The sequence below is a fragment of the Streptomyces sp. 4F14 genome (assembly GCF_048159485.1).
In the GTDB taxonomy this organism is placed as follows: domain Bacteria; phylum Actinomycetota; class Actinomycetes; order Streptomycetales; family Streptomycetaceae; genus Streptomyces.
Map to the genome: position 1 here is coordinate 327,134 of NZ_JBLRVY010000003.1, position 19,218 is coordinate 346,351.

A 19,218-nucleotide genomic window follows, 5' to 3' on the forward strand; every position below is an offset into this window, starting at 1 on the left:
GCATTCCGGGCTGAGCTTTGGCCTGTGCGTGACGGGCCGTGTGCGCGTGTGCGAAGGGAGACGCAATGGTGAAAAAGGGGAGCGCGAGCAGGAACGCCGCGATGAGCGCCATGCCCGTCCGGGCCCTCCCACCTCGGAACATGTGCCCCCCTCCGATGTCTCCACGCTTCTAGTCAGCACCAACGATTGGTCAATGACTGGTCAAGAAACACATTAACCCTGCAAAGAGCTTTGCAGGGTTAACTCAGCGTTTCGAGCGGGAGACCGCCTCAAAAAGGTGGTGCGGATGACGTGAACTCACCCTTGACAGGCGCCGGGTGAGTGTGAGTCAGCTCTCGGTGAGCCGCTTCGCGTCACGGGCGAGGGCCGTGAGGCGGGAGATGGCACGGAAGTACTTCTTGCGGTACCCGCCGTTCAGCATCTCCTCGCTGAACAGCCGGTCGAACGGCAGCCCCGAGGCCAGCACGGGCACCTCGCGGTCGTACAGCCGGTCCGCGAGGACCACCAGGCGCAGGGCCGTCGACTGGTCCGGGACCGGGCCGACGTCCGTCAGGCAGACCGCCTTCAGACCGTCCGTCAGGGCGCCGTAACGGCTCGGGTGGACCTTCGCGAGGTGCTCCAGGAGAGCGGGGAACGCGTCCAGGGAGGCGCCCTCGGCGGCGTACGCGGCCTTCGTGACGACCTCGTCGCCGTACGGCGCGGGCGCGTCCGGCAGGCCGCGGTGGCGGTAGTCCTCGCCGTCGATGCGCAGCGCGCGGAAGTGCGCGGACAGGCCCTGGATCTCGCGCAGGAAGTCGGCGGACGCGAACCGGCCCTCGCCGAGCTTGCCGGGGAGCGTGTTGGAGGTGGCGGCGAGCGCGACGCCCGCCTCGACCAGGCGGCGCAGGAGGGTGGAGACGAGGACCGTGTCACCCGGGTCGTCCAGCTCGAACTCGTCGATGCACAGCAGGCGGTGGCCCGAGAGGGTCTGCACGGTCTGCTGGAAGCCGAGCGCGCCGACCAGGTTCGTCAGCTCGACGAACGTCCCGAACGCCTTGAGGGACGGCTCGGCCGGGGCCGCGTGCCACAGGGAGGCGAGGAGGTGGGTCTTGCCGACGCCGTAGCCGCCGTCCAGGTAGACGCCCCGGGGACCGGCCGGCGCCTTGGGCCCGGCCTTGCCGAACGCCTTGCCGAAGCCGAAGAACCCCCGTTTGGCGGTACCCGTCGCGTGCGCGCCGCCCAGGCCCGTCGCGAACGACTCCAGGATCCCGACGGCCTCGGTCTGGCTCGGCTGGTTCGGGTCCGGCAGGTACGTCCCGAAGCGCACCGAGTCGAACCGCGGCGGCGGGACCATCTCGGCGACCAGACGGTCCGCGGGGACGTACGGCTCACGCGCGCACAGGGAGACGGGCGCGGCGTGGGCTATCGGATCGATGCCGGAGGCGGTGGAGGACACGGTTACCCATGCTAAGGGGCGTGTAAGACTGCCTGGCATGCGACGCCTGTTCCCTGTGACCGACCAGACACCCGCCGCCGGGGAGTGGAGCCTCGACGAGCTGGCGGACGCGTACGCGTATCCCTCCGGGGTGTGGCTGCGCGCCAACATGGTCTCCACCCTCGACGGCGCCGGCCAGCACGACGGCCGCTCCCGGCCGATCTCGGGCCCCGGCGACATGCGGATCTTCGGTACGTTGCGGGGGCTCGCGGACGTCGTCGTGGTGGGCGCGCAGACCGTGCGGCAGGAGGGGTACCGGCCCGCCCGCGCGCGGGCGGAGTTCGCCGCACGCCGGGCCGCCGCCGGACAGACGCCCGCGCCCGCCGTCGCCGTCGTCTCCGCCAGCCTCGATCTCGACTTCTCGCTGCCGCTGTTCACCTCGCCGCTCGTGCCGACGCTGCTGCTGACCGGCGCGGGCGCGGATGCCGGGCGGGTCGCCGAGGCGCGCGCGGCGGGGGTCGAGGTGCTCGTCGCCGGGGACGGGGCGGGGGTGGATCCGGCGCGGGTGCCCTTCGCGCTCGGTGAGCGGGGCTTCGTACGGCTGCTCACCGAGGGCGGGCCCCGGCTGCTCGGGCAGTTCGTCGCCGCCGGGGTGCTCGACGAGCTGTGCCTCGCGCTCTCGCCGATGCTCACGGCAGGAGGGGCCCAGCGCATCACCGACGGGCCGCCCGTCGAGGTGCCGCGGCGCTTCGCACTGACGTCCCTTTTGGAGGAGGACGGGTTCCTCTTCGGGTGCTATCGAGCGCCGTATCAAAGGGGAGAGGGGGGTTCCGGAACGTGAGTCCGACACCCCGGAGCTGTCGAAAAGGCGGAATGTGTCGTTCCGTTTAGCTTCGGGTGGGCAGACTATGACTCGGCAGAACCCGTGCGAGCACGGGGAAGGATGGTTTCCGCAGGGCCACGGGGGTCCTCGAAGGAGAAGCGGGGTACTGGTGTTCACAAGCGTTCTGATGATCGAGAAAGCTCTGACGTCCGCCGACGTGGAGTTCGTCACGACCCTGCACGGCGACGAGCCGGTCACCTTCCACGTGCTGCTCCAGCCTCGCGGGGACCAGGCGGACCGGCTGCTGCGGGCCATCGACGACGTCGCCCTCGGCGAGATCGAGGAAGCGGTCCACGAAGGGGAGACCCCCGAGGGGGAGGCCGCGCGCAGTGTGGGGGCGCGGGCGCTGGAGGTGTCGCTGACCGCGCTGCGCTCCGCGGGGAGCAGCGCGGTGGGAACCCTCGTCGAGGACCATCCGTTGGACGCGCTGAGGGGGGTGGTCGACGAGGTGGGGGCGGACGAGGTGATCGTGCTGACCGACCCGCACTACGTGGAGGAGTTCTTCCACCGCGACTGGGCCTCGCGGGCGCGGCACAAAGTGGGCGTACCGGTGCTGAAGCTGTTCTCCCACAGCGACGCGTAGGGGTTCACCGGCTTCGCTAGGGTTGAGGCCGACTGACCTGTTCCGGTTCGACCTCTGGAGTACCGCTCATGGCACCCGGCCTTCCCGCCTCCCTCGAACGTCCGCACTTCATCGGGATCGGCGGGGCCGGGATGTCCGGGATCGCCAAGATCCTCGCCCAGCGCGGCGCGAAGGTCGCCGGGAGCGACGCGAAGGACTCCGAGACGGCGCAGGCGCTGCGGGCGCTCGGCGCGACCGTCCACATCGGGCACGCGGCGGCCCACCTCGCGGACGACGCCAGCAGTGTCGTCGTCTCCTCGGCGATCCGCGCGGACAACCCGGAACTCGTCCGCGCCGCCGAGCTGGGCATCCCGGTCGTCCACCGCTCCGACGCGCTGGCGTCCCTGATGGACGGCCTGCGGCCCATCGCCGTCGCCGGCACCCACGGCAAGACCACGACCACCTCCATGCTGGCCGTCTCCCTCTCCGCCCTCGGCCGCGACCCCTCCTACGCCATCGGCGGCGACCTCGACGCGCCCGGCTCCAACGCCCTGCACGGCACCGGGGAGATCTTCGTCGCCGAGGCCGACGAATCCGACCGCAGCTTCCACAAGTACGCGCCCGAGGTGGCGATCGTGCTGAACGTGGAGCTCGACCACCACGCCAACTACGCGTCCCTGGAGGAGATCTACGACTCCTTCGTGACGTTCGCGGGGCGGATCGTGCCCGGCGGGACGCTGGTGATCTCCGCCGATCAGGAGGGGGCCCGGGAGCTGACGCGCCGGGTGTCGGACGTCCGGGTCGTCACGTACGGCGAGGCCGCCGACGCCGATGTCCGGGTGCTGTCCGTCGTACCGCAGGGGCTGAAGAGCGAGGTCACCGTCCTGCTCGACGGGGAGCAGCTCACCTTCGCCGTGTCCGTGCCCGGGCGGCACTACGCGCTCAACGCGGTCGCCGCGCTGGCCGCCGGCGTCGCGCTGGGTGTGCCCGCCGAGGAGCTGGCGCCCGCGATCGCCGCGTACACCGGGGTCAAGCGGCGCCTCCAGCTCAAGGGCGAGGCCGACGGCGTACAGGTCATCGACTCGTACGCGCACCACCCGACCGAGATGACCGCCGACCTCGAAGCGATGCGGGCCGCCGCCGGGGACGCGCGGATTCTCGTCCTCTTCCAGCCGCACCTCTTCTCCCGCACCCAGGAGCTGGGCCGCGAGATGGGCGACGCGCTCGCCCTCGCCGACGCGTCCGTCGTCCTCGACATCTACCCCGCCCGTGAGGACCCGGTCCCCGGCGTCACCAGCGCCCTCATCATCGACGCGGCGCGTGCCGCAGGCGCCGACGTCACCGCCGTCCACGACAAGGCCGCCGCGCCCGCCGTCCTCGCGGGAATGGCGCGGGCCGGTGATCTCGTTCTCACCATGGGCGCGGGCGACGTCACCGACCTGGGCCCGCTGATCCTGGACCACCTGCGGCGGAAGGGCTGACATGGCGTACGACGTCGAGAAGACCGACGAGGAATGGCGCGCTGAGCTGAACCCGGAGGAGTACGCGGTCCTGCGGCAGGCCGGGACGGAACGTGCCTTCACCGGCGAATACACCGACACGAAGACGACCGGCGTGTACTCCTGCCGCGCCTGCGGCGCCGAACTCTTCACCTCCGACACGAAGTTCGAGTCCCACTGCGGCTGGCCGTCCTTCTTCGACCCGAAGGACACGGACGCGGTGGAACTGATCCAGGACCGGTCCCACGGGATGGTCCGCACGGAGGTGCGGTGCGCTCGGTGCGGGTCGCATTTGGGGCATGTGTTCGAGGGTGAGGGATATGCGACGCCGACGGACCAGCGTTACTGCATCAACAGCATCTCGCTGCGGCTGACGCCTGCGGAGGACTGAGGCTTTTCCGGGTGGGGCCGGGTGCGGTGGTGGGGCACCGCACCCTTTCGCATCAGATTTGGAAGACCTGCGTGATGCAGGGCATGCAAATCGTGATGAGATAGAGCATGGTGCTCAACGATCCTCCTGCGTGGCTCTACTTCGATTCTGCCGATCGGCAGTGCGAAAGTAGTACAGGAGCGATCATGAAGCAACTCGTTGAATCTCTGTCAAGTTTTTGATATTTCAGTTCAGGGTTGCCTCAGGTTCTGCCGGGGCTGTCCGTGCCTGGCGTCCCGCGCAGTTTTGCCAGGCTTTCCCGCGCCTTTGCGGTCTCGCGTGCCGCTCCCGTCCGCTCCGCCAGGGCGACCGCCTCGACGAGGTGGGCCTCGGCCGCTTCCGTCTGCCCCAACTGCTGTTCGGCCAGGGCGAGTCCGTGCAGGGCCTGGGCGGCTTCCGTGGTGGCTCCCACCCCGTGGGCCGTCTCCAGGGCGTGGCGATGCCGGTCGGCTGCCTCGGTGAAACGACCTGCCGAATGGAAAGCTTCTCCCATTGCGTGCAGAGTGTCAGCGGCATTTCGGCGGTCGCCGAGCCGACGGAAAGTACTGAAGGAATCCTGATACAGGTCAAGCATTTCGGTGAGGTCCTGAGGGGATTCCATGGTGGCGGCAAGATTCGCTTGGGTGACGGCCTTTTCCCAGGGAATCTCCATGTCGCCGAAGATGCTGAGGGATTCTTGGAGGAGGTCTCGGGCTGTGCTTTTCTTTCCGGTGCGCAGGTTGAGGTCCGAAAGGTTGTTCAGCGTGCGCGCGTATCGGCGCATGTCCATCGACCTTCGGAATCCGGAGAGTGCGGCATCGAAATTCTCTTGGGAATCTTCGAAGTTTCCCAGGTAGAGGTGGGTTATGCCCAGATTGCTGCGGCATCGGGCGATCTGCCACTCGTCTCCCGTTGACTCGCGCAGAGCCAGCGTCCGGGACTGGCGGGCGAGGGCTTGGGGCAGCTCCCCGAGGTGCCAGTGGAGGATGCCCAGCTGGTGCAGTGCTTCCGCGCTCGCCTCGGTGTCGGTGCAGGCTTCGGCGCCGGCCAGGGCCCGGACGTAGGCGGTCCGCGCCTCCTGGTAACGGCCGCAAGCTGTCAGGGCGTTGCCCAGGTCGATCAGGGAGTGTGACTCCCGGTGCGGGTCCTGGGTCGTGTGCCAGTGCTCGGCGGCAGCCGCGTGCATGCGCCAGGACTCGGCGGAGTGGCCCTCGTCGTCGAGGAAGGCGGCGAGGGCGCTTGCGAGGAGGGCTGCCTCGTGGGGGTGGCCGGTGGTGCGGCAGTGGCGTTCGGCGGCCATGAGGCCGATGCGTTCGGCGGCTAGCCAGTCGCGGGCGGCGGTGGGGTCGGTCCAGGGTGGGAGGCGGTGGGTGGTGGCGGGGGAGTGGTTGATGCGGAGGCGGCGGGGGTAGGTGGCGCGGTCGGCGGAGTCGGCGGCCTGGAGGGAGAAGTCGACGAGGCGGGAGATCGCTTCCGCGCGGTCGGTGTCCGACTCCTCGGACATGACCAGTGTGCGCGCGTATTCGGCCAGGAGATCGTGGAGCGCGAAGCGTTCGGCGGCGGGTTCCAGAATCAAATGCGAGTCGAGGAGGGCGTCGAGAATGTCCTCGGCGTCGTCCAGGGGAAGGTCGGCGAGGGCCGCGACCGCGTACGCGTCGATGGTCGGCCCGAAGCGGAGTCCGAGAAACCGGAATGCCCTCTGTTCCTTGGGTTCGAGCGCGCGGAACGAAATATCGAACGCGGCGGCGATTTCTCCGCCCGTGCCGTCACGGATCTCCCGTAATCGTCCCGGGCTCTGCGTGAGCCTGCGCAGCAGGTGCGTGGTCGTCCACGCGGGACGGGAGGCGAGCCGTCCCGCGACGAGTTCGATGCCGAGGGGGAGATGTCCGGTAAGGCGCACGATGTCGGTCACCTCGTTCGTCTGCCCCGTGCGTTCCCGGCCGGCCACCGAGCGGAAGAGGGCGACGGCGTCGTCGGTCGGCAGGACGTCCAGTTCTATGGAGTGCAGGCCCGGCAGGCCCGTCAGGCGTCTGCGGCTCGTCACCAGGACCAGGGAGGGGGAGGGGCCGGGGAGGAGGGAGCGGAGTTGGGGTGCGTCGCGTACGTCGTCGAGGATCACGATCGCTCGGCGGTCGCCGAGGAGGCCGCGCCACAGGGTCGCGAGGCCGTCGAGGTCGCCGGGGAGGGAGGACGTGGGGACGCCGAAGGCGCGGATCAGGGTGGTCAGGGCCGAGGTTTCGGTCAGGGGCTGCTGGCCGGGGGCGTGGGTGCGCAGGTCGAGGTGGACCAGGCCGTCGGGGTAGCGGGGGGTGAGGTGCGAGGCGGCGTGCATGGCCAGGACCGATTTGCCCACCCCCGCCATGCCGGACACCGTCTGGAGGGCGATGACGTGCCGGGGCGCGGCTGTGGCGGCGTACCGGACGATGGCCGCCAACTCCCGCTCACGACCCACCAGTTCGGCGTGGCTCGGCAGGATGTGAGGTGCGGTGACAGTCGGTTCGGGGCGTACCGGGAGGCTCTCTGCGGGGGCGCCGTTGAGGATCAGGTGGTGGAGGCGGGTGAGTGCCTCGCCGGGGTCCGCGCCGAGGTCCTCGGCGAGGCGGCGCCGTACGGTGTCGTAGACGCGCAGCGCGTCCGCCAGGCGCCCGCAGCCGTAGGTGGCTGTCATGAGGCGGACGGCGAGGGCCTCGTCGGTGGGGTGGGCGGCGGACAGGGCGGTCAGGTCGGGGACCAGGTCGGCGTAGTGGCCGGCGCGGAGTTCGAGGTCGGCGCGGGTGAGGCGGGCGGCGAGGCGGCGTTCGGTGAGGACGCCGCGGGCGTGTTCGGGCCAGAGGCCGGGCAGTCCGGCGAGGGGCTCGCCGCGCCAGAGGGTGTCGGCCTCGTCCAGGAGGCGCAGGGACTGCCGGTCGGCGCCCCGGTCGGCGAGTGTGCGGGCCTGGGCGGCGAGGTCCTGGAAGCGGTGGCAGTCCACCCGCTCGGGGTCGAGGTCCAGGGCGTAGGAGTGGGTCCGCGGCACCAGGTGGTCCTCGGCGCCCAGGTCGCGCAGCCGGCGGCGGAGCCGGGCGACGTAGGTGTGCAGATTGGCGCGGGGCCGTGCGGGCGCGGTGCCGTCGTCCCACAGCCGGTCGACCAGGGTGTCCGTGGGGACGGGCCGGCCCGCGTCGAGGGCCAGGGCGGCCAGGAGGATGCGTTCTTTCGCGGAGCCGAGTGTGTCGATCTGTCGGTCTGCGTGCAGTTCCACCGGCCCCAGCACGCGAATCCGTAAGTCCACCAGCGTCCCCGTCCGACGGTCCAGCCTCCGCTTCGGAGTGGACAAGAATCGCACGCGATAGATAAGTAGCGAAATATGAAAGATAGTTGATCTGAAAATGGCCAATTGTTGTGTGCTTTCTTTTGGAAGTGGGGGATCCGGGTAGCAACGGCATATGCCGAACACCGAGACCGTGCGAGAACTGCGGGCGGCCCTGGAGGCGGCGGCCGCCGCCCGGCCCGGCGCGCTACGCGCGTTGCTGGCCGAGTTCGCCGAGGAACTGTCCGACTCGGCCCCCGATGCCTCCGATGCCCTCGACGACCTCGGCCTGCTGGCCGAGACGCTCGCCCGCCGTACGGCCGGGTCACCGCACCTCGCCCGCGCCCTGCGCGACCTGCTCGCCGCTCCCGCACCCCAGGTCCAGAACACCATCGGCACCTCCGCCCGTCTCACCGGCCCCGTCGTCCAGGCCCGCGACGTCTCGGGCGGCATCCACTTCCACGCGCCGGCCGCCCCCGCCGTACCCCGCCAACTCCTCCCGGCGCCCGGGCACTTCGTCAACCGGGACGGTGAACTCGCCCGACTGGAAGGGCTGATGGCGGACGGTGGGCCCGTCACCGTCGTCGTGAGCGGACCCGCCGGGATGGGGAAGACGACCCTGGCCCGGCGCTGGCTGCTCGGCCGTGCGCAGGAGTTCCCCGACGGGCAGGTGTACGCCGACCTGCGCGGCCACTCCCCGGAAGGGCCCGTGAGCCCCGGCGAACTGCTCCTCGGGCTGCTGCGTTCCTTCGGCCACGACCAGGTTCCGGCTGACCTCAACGGCCGTATGACACTGTGGCGTTCGGCGACGGCGGGACGGCGGATGGCGCTGCTGCTCGACAGCGCGCTCAGCGCGGCGCAGGTACGCCCGCTGCTGCCGGGCTCGGCCGCCGCGGTGACCGTCGTCACGAGCCGCAACCGCCTCACCGGACTCGGCCCCGAGGGCGCCTCCTTCCTCGAACTGCCCGCGCTGGCCACCCGGGAGACGATGGAACTGCTCAGCCGTCGGGTCGGCGCCGACCGCGTCCGGCGGGAGCCGGAGGCCGCGCTGACCATGGCACGGGCCTGCGCGGGCCTGCCGCTCGCGGCGTGCGTCGCGGGCGCCCGGGTCGCCGCCCGGCCCCGCCAGCCGCTCGCCGTGATGGCTCGGGCGCTCGGCGGCGGCGACGAAAGCGCGCTGGACGCGCTGAGTATCGAGGGGGAGTCCGCCGTACGGGCCGCGCTCCAGGAGTCGTACCGCCTGCTGGCGCCCGAACTCGCGGCTGGATACCGCAGGTTGGGGCTGCTGCCGGTGCCGTTCTTCTCCACGGCTGTCGCCGCGGCCGTCCTCGATGTCGGGGCCGGTGACGCGGAACGGATGCTCGACGCGCTGGTCGAGGCGAACCTGCTGGAGGATCTCGGGCCCGACCGGCACCGCTTCCACGACCTGCTTCGACTGCACGCCCGGGAGCGTGCGGCCGCCGAGGAGAGCGCCGAGGGCCTCGACCGGGCGCGGCGGCGGGCCGTCGACCACTATCTGTCCGTCGCGACGGCCGCGGAGGCGCTGCTCAGTCCCAGCCATCGCACGTTGCGCCGCGACTACACGGGGCCGCCCTCGCCGGCCCCGTTCGCCGACGCGGCCGGGGCGTTGCGGTGGCTGGGTGAGGAGAGTGCGGCGCTCATGGCAGTCCTGCGCGACTGCGCGCGACGGGGGCAGGATGCGGCCGCCTGGCAGCTCGCGGATGCGTTATGGCCGTACTTCTTGCGGATCAGACCTTACGACCTGTGGATTGAGGCGCATGAGATCGGGCTCGGGGCGGCTCGGCGGGTGGGGGACCGGGACGGGGTCAGCCGCATGCTGACCTCCGGAGGAATCGCCCTCAACAATGCGGGCCGCTACGACGACGCCATCGCCTGGGAACAGGAGGCACTCGACCTCGCACGGGAGGAGACGGCCGCCGGCGGGGGCACCGCCCGGCGGGCCGAGGCGCAGGCGCTCTACGGGCTCGGCCAGACCCACCGGCTCGCCGGACGTCTCACCGAGGCCCGCCGCCATTTCGCCGAGGCCCTCACCCTGCGGGAGGAGATCGGCTACCGGCGCGGCGCCGCCCTGACCCGTATCTGCCTCGGAGACGTCGCCCTCGCCGACGACAGACCGGACGAGGCCCTGCCCCACCTGCGCGAGGCACGCGCCGAACTCCTTCAGGAGAACGACCCGTACGACGCCGCCAGAGCGCTGGCGTTCCTGGGCCGGGCCCATGCCCGCGTCGGTCTGCACGACCTGGCGGAGAGTCAACTCCTGCGAGCTCTCGCCGAGTTCGAGGAGACCGGCTCCGTTCACTGGCAGGCGCGGACCCTGGAGATGCTCGGACAGGGCGCCGAGGAACGCGGTGACACGGAGCGGGCCAGGGACCTGTACACCGAGTCCCTGACCCGCTACCGGCCGGTCAGCGCAGCGGACGCGCGACGCCTGACAGACCGCTTGGAGGGGTGACGACGGTGAGGCCCGAGCGGGTGCCGAGGACCCAGCCGCCGTCCTCGCCGGGCACACAGACCAGCCCGCAGCCCGGATAGCGCTCCAGCGTCAGACCGGTCAGCAGGCGGGCCCCGTCGAGGGCGAGCGGGCGGGCCGCGTACAGCATGTCGGCGCACTCCCGCCAGTTCTCCCCGCCGGCCGCGTCCAGCCGGACGACCAGCAGGCCGCTCACGCCGACACCTCGCCGTGCGCCGTCTCCCACAGCGGGGCGGGGAGCGGCAGCGGCGGCAGGACCGGAGGGTGTGCGGGTTCCGGGAGGCCCAGCAGCCGGTACATCACCTTCCGCAGGTTGCGGCCGAACCGGCCCGGCTCGGAGGACAGGTGGCGGGCGATCCGGGCGTAGTCGTCCGCCGGGTAGGTGGCGCGCGCGTAGGCGAGCTGTTCCGCGAGCCGGTGGCCGGCCGACAACGCCGGTGCGACACGCGCCAGTTCGGAGATGGGCGAGTGGGGGTCGATGTCCTCCTGAGGGAAGCGGGCGAGCAGGATGGGCACGCGGGCGAGCGTCGCGTACAGCGTCACCGAGCCGTGGTCGCCGATCAGCCAGTCGGCGGCGATCACCGCGGCACGCCAGTCGGCCTGTGGCGGGACGACCGCGATGCCGTGGCCGCGTGCCGCCGAGAGCCACGACCGGACCTGCCAGTCGCCGTGCCCGGACCAGACGTTGGGATGGATCAGCACGGCGACCCTGAACGCCGCCGGGTCCAGCTCGCTCAGCAACCGGGGCAGCAGGGCGTCCAGCCGGTTGAAACTGGACCCCGAACCCCAGGTGGAGGAGACCACCACCAGCTTCTGCCCCCGGCGCAGCCCCAGCGCCGCCCTGATCCGGGGACGCCTGCGCAACCCGGCCTTCAACAGGTCGTACGAGGAGTCCCCGACCACCTCGGCGACCGGCAGCGCCTCGGGGCAGTGGCGGCGCAGCGTGTCCAGGTCGTCGTGGTGGGCGAGGGCCAGCGCCGCCGGGACCACCCGCCCGTCCCGCACCAGATACCGCCGGCCCAGCCCTTCCACGGTCCGTGGCGCACCGGGATGGCGGTCGTCGTCCGGGTGGGTCAGCTTGATGTGGCCCGCGCCGTGCGGCAGCCGCAGCAGCGGGCCGTCCAGCAGGTGCAGTCCCTGCGACCCGGCGGCGATCACCAGGTCGTACCGCCCGCGCACCGCCGTCTCCCACGGGATCAGCCCCCCGTGCCGCGCCGGCACGGACCGTACCGCCCCCGGATTGAACGCGTGCGGCGCGATCGTGAACTCGACCTGGATCCGCAGGTCGGACTCCAGCAGGGGCAGGATGTCGTGCAGCCGCTTTCCATACACCTCCGTGTGGACGACGACCAGGACACGCTTGCAGTGCGGCAGCGTGAGCCACTGCGAGGCGCCGGTCGTGGGAAGGGTTTCCGCGGATGTCCGCGTGGTGCTCTGGTTCATGTGGTACCCCCGTGTCGTACCCGTCATGAATGTGCTCCGTCAGGGGAGGTGCCCGGGCGGTGCGACGGAATCCTTGCAGGGGGCTTGCGGAAACCTTGCAGAGGCGGTTCGGGGGTTACAGCAGCTCTCGCTGCACCATCGCCGACATCACCAGCATTCCCGGCAGCAGGGGGACCCAGACCGTCAGGACGCGGTAGCCGAGGACCGTGGCTGTGGCGAGGGAGAGGGGAGTGCCGTAGCCGGCGAGGGTGAGGATGAGGGCTGCGTCGAGGGGACCTATGCCGCCGGGGGCCGGGACGGCGCCTGCGGCTGTGCTGGCGGCGAGGTAGGCGAAGGCCAGCTGGAGCCAGGACAGGGGGAGGTCCAGGGACGTGCCCACCGAGGCGACGATCGCCGCCTGGATCAGGGGGGCCGCCATGGCGCCGCCCCACAGGGAGAGGAAGCGGGACGGGCGGGAGTGGATGCCCTTCACGCCCGTGAGGGCGGTGCGGACGAAGTCCACCGTGGGACGGCGTAGAGGACGGAACGCCGCCAGGACCAGGGCCGCCGCCGCGGGGATCAGGAGGATGCCGGTCACCGCGGCCATCAGGGCGCGGCCGTTGGGGAGGAGGGCCTCGGGGCGTACGGCGTTCGGGGCCGCTATCACGAAGGCCAGGACCACCGGGGTCTTGGCCACGGCTCGGGCCAGGGAGTAGAGGGCCAGGGAGGCCGTCGCGCGGGGGAGGGGGACGCCCTGGCGCTGGAGGAAGCGGAGCGTGACCGCGTGGGCGCCCAGGCTCGCGGGCAGGACGTGGTTCGCCGCGCCCGCCGCGAACTGGGAGGCCAGCAGGGGGCCCGGCGGGAGGCGGTCCAGCAGGGCGCCCTGGCGGATGAACGACGCCGCGACGCAGCCCAGGAACGTGAAGCCCGCCCCGGCCAGCAGCCACCAGGGGTCCGCGCCGGTCAGGCGGGTCGCGCCGTCGCGGACCGTGTGCCAGTCCAGCGCCGCCCAGATGACCAGGAACAGCAGCGGCAGCAGGCTGATCGCCCGGCGGACATGGCGGCTCGCGGCGGGGTTCTTCGGCCCGGCCGTCGCGGTCGTCGGGAGCGGGGCTGTCTCGTCGTACAGCGTCTTCGTGGTCGGCAGCACGGTCACGGGGCGCTTCGTCCTTTCGCGTCGCCCCCTCCCGCGTGGGGCGTGCGGGAGGGGGCGAGGTGCGGGCGGTGCCGGTCCGGGTGTGAGCGGTGGGGCGTACGAGGGCTCTCGCGCGCCCCCTGGACCGTCACCGGTGTGGGGAGGGGATGAGGGAGAGATTCCCCTCCGGTGTGACGGTGCGGTGGCCGGGAGCCTACGAGGTGCGGGCGGAGGGGCGACTCGGGGATGGGCCGGGAGGAGGTCGTCGGGTCGGTTGGGTGAGTTCTGCCCAGGGTGACCGCCGCTCATCCCGGTACGACGGTCCTGTCGCACTCTCTTACGGTTTCTGAGGGCGGACGGTTCAGCGGTGGGCGTGTGGCACGACTCGCCTTGACTCGCCGGGAGTCGGGGGACAGGCCGGGGTTCTGGCCGGGGGGTCAGCCCGCCCGCAGCACCGCCGGGCCCTCCTCCTCGATCCGCGCCGCGACCTCGTCGGGGAGGTCCGTGTCCGTCACCACGCTGTCCAGCCGGTCCAGCGGCGTCACCGTGAAGCGTTCCGTGGAGCCCCACTTCGTGCTGTCCGCGAGCAGCGCCACCGCGCCCGACGCCCGGATCACCGCCTGCTTCAGCAGGACCTTGTCCGTGGAGTGGCTGGTCACGCCGTGCGCCAGGTCCCAGGCGCCCGCGCCCAGGAGGCACAGGTCGATGTTGATCCCCTCGATCACGCGGGCCGCGAGGGGGCCGCCGCCCGCCGCGCTCGCCGGGTCGACCTCGCCGCCGGTGTGCACGATGTGCACGGGCTGGCCGAACAGGGCCAGCGCCGCGTGCAGGTCGTTCGTCACGACCGTGAGACCGCTGCGCGCCGCCAGGAACGGGACGACCGACTGGCACGTCGTCCCCGCGTCCAGATAGACCACCATGTCGTCCGCGACCAGCGACGCCGCGCGCTCCGCTATCGCCTGCTTGCGGGGGATCTCCAGCGCCGCCCGCGTCGACCGCTCCCTCGGGGGCGCGTGCCCGGCGCGTTCGGCGAGGCGCACGCCGCCCTGCACCGACACCACCAGGCCCGTCCGCTCCAGCGCCGCGATGTCCCGGCGGACCGTCATGTGCGAGACGTCCAGCGCCGACGTCAGGTCACGGATGCTCAGCACCCCGCTCGCGCGCAGCAGCCGCAACAGCTCCTGGTGACGCTGCTCGGGGATCAAGGGGGCCTTGCCCGCTGGGCTCACTGGGTCTCCTCGGCTTCTGTACGGCGCGCGTTCAGCAGCCTAGCCGGGAAAAATTCGGCGTCCTGACTCGTGACATCGTGTGAATCCGTGTTCTAGCGTGTGCCGCCATGGGAACCAAGTTTACGGCTCTGGAGTCGATCACCCGTACGGGTGCGCTGCTGATCGTCCGGCTCGACAGTGCGGACGAGGCCCTCGCCGTGTCCGAGGCCGCCATCGAGGGTGGGGTTCGGGCGCTGGAGATCACGTTGTCCGTGCCGGGGGCGTTGGGGGTGATCTCCACGCTGGCTTCTCGGTACGGGGATGAGGTGCTGGTGGGGGCCGGGACCGTGCTGGACGCGGGGTCCGCGGTCGCGTGTGTCCAGGCTGGGGCTCGGTTGTTGGTCAGTCCCAATCTGGAGCCCGAGATGATCGCCGCTGCCAATCGGTATCAGGCGGTGACTGTCAGCGGGGCGTTCACACCGACGGAGATCGTGCGGACGATGGAGGCTGGGGCCGACATCGTGAAGCTGTTTCCGGCGGAGTTCTCCGGGGGGCCCGCGTATGTGCGGACCGTGCGGGCGCCCTTGCCGCAGGCGCCGGTCATGCCGGCGGGTGGGGTTACGCCGGAGAACGTGAAGGAGTGGTTCGACGCGGGGGTTGTCGCGGTGGGGGTCGGGAGCTTTGTGACCAAGGCGGCTCGTGTGGATGGGGATTATCGCCGGGTTACTGAGGCGGCTTCGGTGATGTTGCGGGCGATTGAGGGGGCTCGGGCTTAGTTCTTCGTCTGCTGCGCCGTTGTGGCTGGTCGCGCAGTTCCCCGCGCCCCTAAAGACCTGTAGTCGCCCCATCTCCTTTCGTCCCCGAGGAGTTGTCCCCGTGGTTCAGGAATCGCTCGTCCCCACGTCCGTCAAGACCTCCACCTCCCTCCGCATCCGCTGGGCCTTCGTTGCTCTGCTCGTCGTCGGGGGCATCGTCAACTACCTTGATCGGGCTACCCTCAGCGTCGCCAACACCACCATCTCCGGTGAGTTCGGGCTGAGTTCGACCGAGATGGGGCTGTTGCTCGCCGCGTTCTCGTGGCCGTACGCCATCGCCAATCTGCCCGCTGGGTATCTGGTCGACAAGTTCGGGCCGAAGAAGATGTATGCCTGGGCCGCGGGGCTGTGGTCGTTGATGACCATGGTGACCGCCGCCGCTAGCAGCTTCGGACTTCTCTACGCCGCCCGCGTCGCCCTCGGCGTCGCCGAATCGCCGTTCTTCACCGCCAGTTTGAAGGTCAACGAGCGTTGGTTCGGCAAGGAAGAGCGGGCGTTGCCCATTTCCGTCGTCAACACCGGGTCCCAGATAGCGAACGCGATCGCGCCGCCGCTGCTCACCTCGCTGTTGATCGCCTTCGGCTGGCGGGGGATGTTCCTCGTGGTCGGGGCGCTCGGGATTTTTGTGATGCTGGTGTGGCTGCGGGTCTACCGGGATCCGTCGCTGAGGGAACAGGCTCTGATTCGGGGGGAGGAGATCGCCGAGGCCGTCAAGGGCGGGGAGAAGAAGGCCAGTTGGGGTGCGTTGTTCGGGCAGCGGAACACGTGGTTCATGATCCTGGGGGCGTTCGGGATCTTCTACACGGTGTGGGTGTATCTGACGTGGCTGCCCAGTTATTTGGAGACCTCGCGGGGGTTCAGCCTCGCGGAGACGGGATGGCTGGCCTCGCTGCCGTATCTGTGCGGGATCGGGGGCGTGCTGTTCGGCGGTGTGCTGTCGGGGCGGCTCGTGCGGCGGGGGCTTCCGGCGGTCACCGCGCGCAAGGTACCGATCGTCGGCGGTGCCGTCCTCGCGGCCGCGGCCGTCCTGCCGGTGGCGTACGTCGACAGCACGCCCCTCGCCGTGGCCCTGCTGTCGCTCGGGTACTTCGCGGCGCAGGTGCCGATGGGGTGCCTGTGGACGCTGGCCTCGGACCTGGCTGCGCCGCATCAGGTCGCCTCGCTGGGGGCGATCCAGAACTTCGGGGGCTTCCTGGGGGCCGCGCTCGCGCCGATCGTCACGGGGGCGATCCTCGACGCGACCGGGAACAGCTACAGCCTGGTGTTCCTGGTGGGCGGGGTCCTGCTGCTGGTCGGGGGGATGTCGTACCTGTTCTTCGTGAAGGACACGCAGCCTGAGGGCACACGGGGATGAGGGCCTACTTCGTCATCGGCCCCGCGGGCTCGGGCAAGTCGAGCGTGGCCCGCCTGCTGGCGAAGCTGACCGGCGCGGCCCACCTGGACAAGGACACGGCGTGCACGAGGCTGACGGAAGCGCTGTTGAAGGCGGCCGGCACGGACCCGGACGACCGGGACGGCAACGCGTACTACCTGTCCGAGGTAAGGGAGTTGGAGTACCTGACCCTCCTGGATCTGGCCCGGGACAATCTCGCCGTGGGCCGCTCGGTGGTCCTGGACGCCCCGTTCGGCAGCTACTTCGCGGACCCCGGTTTCCTCACAACCGCAGCGGACCGGCACGGCTGGCCCGACCGCGTCGAACCGGTCGTGGTCCACGTACGAGTTGACGAGGCGACGGCCCAAGACCGCATCAGAGCACGGGGCTTGGCCCGGGACGCCTCGAAGCTCGCCGACTGGCCCGCGTTCTGGGCCAAGTCGCAGGCGAACCTGTGCCGTTGGGAGGGGGCGCGACGGGTGGAGTTCGACAACAGTGCGGACGGAGTGACCGAGGAGACCGTACGAAGGGCCCTTATTTCAGGGGCAGTTCCACCACGAACACCGTCCTCCCCGCCTCCTCCGCCAGCCTGATCGTCCCTCCGTGCGCCCGCACCAGGGATCGCGCCACCGACAGCCCCAGTCCGCTGCCGCCCCGGTCGCGGCTGCGGGCCTTGTCGATCCGGTAGAACCGGTCGAAGACCCGCTCCCGGTCCGCCGGAGGCACCCCGGGCCCCTCGTCGGCGACCCGTACGGACGCCAGCTCCCCTTCGACCCGCACCTCGACGGACACGGCCGTACCGACCGGCGTGTGCACGGCCGCGTTGGCCAGCAGGTTGTCCAGCACCTGCCGGATCCGCTGCGGATCGAGCCGCAGGGTCAGCGACGGGGGCCCGGGAAGGACCGTCAGCGGATGTTTCGTACGGCTCGCCCGGAACGCGTCGGCTGCCTGCTCCACCAGTTCGACGAGATCCGCCTCGGTCATCCGCAGCGGTGCCTCCACCTCGGCGGCGTCGAGGCGGGCGAGGAGGAGCAGGTCGTCGAGGAGGAACCCCATGCGCGCGGCCTCGGCGCGCAGGCGGGCGAGGTGGCGGTCCCGCTCCTCGGGCGCGTTGGCGGCGGCGTACTGGAAGAGGTCGGCGTACCCGCGTACGGACATCAGCGGCGTACGCAGCTCGTGCGAGGCGTCGGCGACGAACCGACGCAGCCGCTGTTCGGCCTCCGCCCGGACGGCGAGGGAGTCGTCGATGTGTTCCAGCATCGTGTTGAACGCGGTCCGCAGCTCCTCCACCTCGGGCCCGCCGCCCCGCTCGTCGGCGCGCAGGGGGAGCCGCGACGCGGAGTCCGTGAGGTCGTGGGAGGCGATGTCGTGGGCGGTGTGGGCCATGTCGCTGAGGGGCGTGAGCCCGCGTCGCAGCAGGCGGCGGCCTATGACGACGAGGACGAGCAGCGCGAACCCGAAGGCGACGACCTGGATCGTGATCAGGCGCTGCACGGTGTCGTCGATGTCGTCCAGCGGCGCGGCGCTGATCAGGACGACACCGGGCTCGACCTCGCAGGCGCGCAGCCGGTAGTCGCCGACGTCGTCGATGTGCTCGGTGCGCAGCAGTTCCTCGGCGGAGCCGCCCTGGGCCTTGGCGAGGGCGGTGAAACCGGAGACGTCCTGCGGGAGGTCGGTCGGGTCCTCGGGTCTGCGCAGCTCGGGCTTGCCGTCCTTGATGTCGTAGACGGCGTAGAACCAGCTCCAGTACTTCTTGCCGGTCAGCTTGCCGGTGTCGGCGACGTTCTTGGACTGGGCGATCTGGGCCTGGGCGATCTGCGTGTCGAGCTGGGTGGAGAGGTAGTCGCGCATGTAGGTCGTGAGCGCGGTGCCGACGACCGCGAAGACGACCAGGGCGAGCGCGCCGAGGCCGAGCGCCAGGCGCGTACCGAGCCGCATCCGGCCGTACGACCGCCGCAGCCGCGCGATCACTCGGCGGCCTGGCGGCGGACGACGTACCCGAAGCCGCGCACGGTGTGGATCAGCGGGTCGCCCGTCGCGTCGAGCTTGCGGCGCAGGCGGCTGACGACCAGCTCGACGACGTTGGAGCGGCCGCCGAAGCCGTACTCCCAGACGTGGTCGAGGATCTGTGCCTTGGTGAGGACGGTGGGGGAGCGGCGCATCAGGTAGCGCAGCACCTCGTACTCGGTCGGGGTGAGGGTGAGGAGCTTGCCCGCGCGGCGGACCTCGCGGGTGTCCTCGTCCATCGTGAGGTCGGCGACCTGGAGGACCGAACGGGTGAAGCCGGGGCCCGCCGAGCGGCGCAGGACCGTCCGCAGGCGGGCCATCAGCTCCTCGACGGCGAACGGTTTCACCAGGTAGTCGTCGCCACCCCGGGTGAGGCCGGCGACACGGTCCGCGACGCCGTCACGCGCTGTGAGGAACACCACAGGGACCATCGTCCCGGACTGGCGCAGCCGGTCGAGCACCCCGAAGCCGTCCACGTCGGGCAGCATCAGGTCGAGCACCACGATGTCCGGCTGGAACTCGGCGGCCAGGCGCAGCGCGTCCTCGCCGGAGTTCGCCGTCACGGCCTCCCAGCCTTCGTAGCGGGCGACCGTCGCCACGAGGTCGGCGATCGGCGGGTCGTCGTCCACGACGAGCAGGCGTACTTTCTCCACCCGTTCATAGTGCGCCACGCCACTGACAAGACGAGACCCTCGAATGACACTCTCCTGGA

At 71.1% G+C, this 19,218-nt stretch carries 16 protein-coding genes; 8 read left to right on the forward strand and 8 right to left on the reverse strand.

What is annotated here, in order from left to right:
* Positions 1-328: 328 nt before the first annotated feature.
* Positions 329-1,474, reverse strand: a complete 1,146-nt coding sequence (gene zapE / locus ACLZOT_RS06190) for a cell division protein ZapE (RefSeq protein ID WP_416967702.1) — start codon at positions 1,472-1,474, stop codon at positions 329-331.
* On the opposite strand from zapE, the gene ACLZOT_RS06195 reads away from it, so the two are divergent.
* The 4 genes from ACLZOT_RS06195 to msrB all read left to right on the forward strand — a co-directional run bounded on the left by ACLZOT_RS06195 (position 1,473) and on the right by msrB (position 4,749).
* On the forward strand, positions 1,473-2,255 hold the full coding sequence (locus tag ACLZOT_RS06195; protein ID WP_416967703.1) for a pyrimidine reductase family protein: 783 nt from the start codon (positions 1,473-1,475) through the stop codon (positions 2,253-2,255). The genes zapE and ACLZOT_RS06195 overlap by 2 nt on opposite strands.
* A gap of 151 nt (positions 2,256-2,406) precedes the next feature.
* Complete coding sequence (locus ACLZOT_RS06200) at positions 2,407-2,880, forward strand: indole-3-glycerol phosphate synthase (protein WP_416967704.1); 474 nt, start codon at positions 2,407-2,409, stop codon at positions 2,878-2,880.
* Positions 2,881-2,948: 68 nt separating this feature from the next.
* Positions 2,949-4,340: a UDP-N-acetylmuramate--L-alanine ligase gene (murC, locus tag ACLZOT_RS06205; protein ID WP_416967705.1), complete on the forward strand. Its 1,392-nt coding sequence runs from the start codon at positions 2,949-2,951 to the stop codon at positions 4,338-4,340.
* Position 4,341: 1 nt separating this feature from the next.
* Complete coding sequence (gene msrB, locus ACLZOT_RS06210) at positions 4,342-4,749, forward strand: peptide-methionine (R)-S-oxide reductase MsrB (RefSeq protein WP_416967706.1); 408 nt, start codon at positions 4,342-4,344, stop codon at positions 4,747-4,749.
* Between the two features lie 241 nt (positions 4,750-4,990).
* Here the strand turns inward: msrB and ACLZOT_RS06215 are convergent, their stop codons facing one another.
* Positions 4,991-8,008: a tetratricopeptide repeat protein gene (locus ACLZOT_RS06215; protein WP_416967707.1), complete on the reverse strand. Its 3,018-nt coding sequence runs from the start codon at positions 8,006-8,008 to the stop codon at positions 4,991-4,993.
* A gap of 184 nt (positions 8,009-8,192) precedes the next feature.
* On the opposite strand from ACLZOT_RS06215, the gene ACLZOT_RS06220 reads away from it, so the two are divergent.
* Positions 8,193-10,529, forward strand: a complete 2,337-nt coding sequence (locus ACLZOT_RS06220; protein WP_416967708.1) for an ATP-binding protein — start codon at positions 8,193-8,195, stop codon at positions 10,527-10,529.
* Here ACLZOT_RS06220 and ACLZOT_RS06225 read toward each other — a convergent pair.
* The 4 genes from ACLZOT_RS06225 to ACLZOT_RS06240 all read right to left on the reverse strand — a co-directional run bounded on the left by ACLZOT_RS06225 (position 10,483) and on the right by ACLZOT_RS06240 (position 14,333).
* Positions 10,483-10,743 (reverse strand): hypothetical protein, encoded by a 261-nt coding sequence (locus ACLZOT_RS06225; RefSeq protein WP_416967709.1) that lies wholly within the window; start codon positions 10,741-10,743, stop codon positions 10,483-10,485. The two genes, ACLZOT_RS06220 and ACLZOT_RS06225, sit on opposite strands and share 47 nt — an antisense overlap.
* The gene (locus ACLZOT_RS06230; protein ID WP_416967710.1) at positions 10,740-12,017 is read right to left on the reverse strand and encodes a hypothetical protein; all 1,278 of its coding nucleotides are present in this window, start codon (positions 12,015-12,017) and stop codon (positions 10,740-10,742) included. The genes ACLZOT_RS06225 and ACLZOT_RS06230 overlap by 4 nt, the downstream gene beginning before the upstream one ends.
* 88 nt (positions 12,018-12,105) lie before the next feature.
* Positions 12,106-13,125 carry a lysylphosphatidylglycerol synthase transmembrane domain-containing protein gene (locus ACLZOT_RS06235; protein WP_416967711.1) on the reverse strand — a complete coding sequence of 340 codons (1,020 nt, stop codon included), beginning with the start codon at positions 13,123-13,125 and terminating at the stop codon, positions 12,106-12,108.
* A 416-nt stretch (positions 13,126-13,541) separates the two neighbouring features.
* Positions 13,542-14,333, reverse strand: coding sequence for a DeoR/GlpR family DNA-binding transcription regulator (locus ACLZOT_RS06240; protein WP_416967712.1), 792 nt, complete (start codon positions 14,331-14,333; stop codon positions 13,542-13,544).
* Positions 14,334-14,440: 107 nt separating this feature from the next.
* Here ACLZOT_RS06240 and ACLZOT_RS06245 point away from each other — a divergent pair, with 107 nt between their 5' ends.
* The 3 genes from ACLZOT_RS06245 (at position 14,441) to ACLZOT_RS06255 (ending at position 17,092) form a co-directional block, all read left to right on the forward strand.
* Positions 14,441-15,088: a bifunctional 4-hydroxy-2-oxoglutarate aldolase/2-dehydro-3-deoxy-phosphogluconate aldolase gene (locus ACLZOT_RS06245; RefSeq protein ID WP_416967713.1), complete on the forward strand. Its 648-nt coding sequence runs from the start codon at positions 14,441-14,443 to the stop codon at positions 15,086-15,088.
* 100 nt (positions 15,089-15,188) lie between these two features.
* Positions 15,189-16,481, forward strand: a complete 1,293-nt coding sequence (locus ACLZOT_RS06250; protein WP_416967714.1) for an MFS transporter — start codon at positions 15,189-15,191, stop codon at positions 16,479-16,481.
* The gene (locus tag ACLZOT_RS06255) at positions 16,478-17,092 is read left to right on the forward strand and encodes an AAA family ATPase (protein ID WP_416967715.1); all 615 of its coding nucleotides are present in this window, start codon (positions 16,478-16,480) and stop codon (positions 17,090-17,092) included. Before ACLZOT_RS06250 ends, ACLZOT_RS06255 begins: the two co-directional genes overlap by 4 nt.
* On the opposite strand, the gene ACLZOT_RS06260 is transcribed toward ACLZOT_RS06255, so the two are convergent.
* Together ACLZOT_RS06260 and ACLZOT_RS06265 are read right to left on the reverse strand one after the other, a co-directional pair.
* On the reverse strand, positions 17,034-18,470 hold the full coding sequence (locus ACLZOT_RS06260; protein WP_416967716.1) for a sensor histidine kinase: 1,437 nt from the start codon (positions 18,468-18,470) through the stop codon (positions 17,034-17,036). The genes ACLZOT_RS06255 and ACLZOT_RS06260 overlap by 59 nt on opposite strands.
* Positions 18,467-19,159: a response regulator transcription factor gene (locus tag ACLZOT_RS06265; protein WP_416967717.1), complete on the reverse strand. Its 693-nt coding sequence runs from the start codon at positions 19,157-19,159 to the stop codon at positions 18,467-18,469. The genes ACLZOT_RS06260 and ACLZOT_RS06265 overlap by 4 nt, the downstream gene beginning before the upstream one ends.
* Positions 19,160-19,218 lie beyond the last annotated feature (59 nt).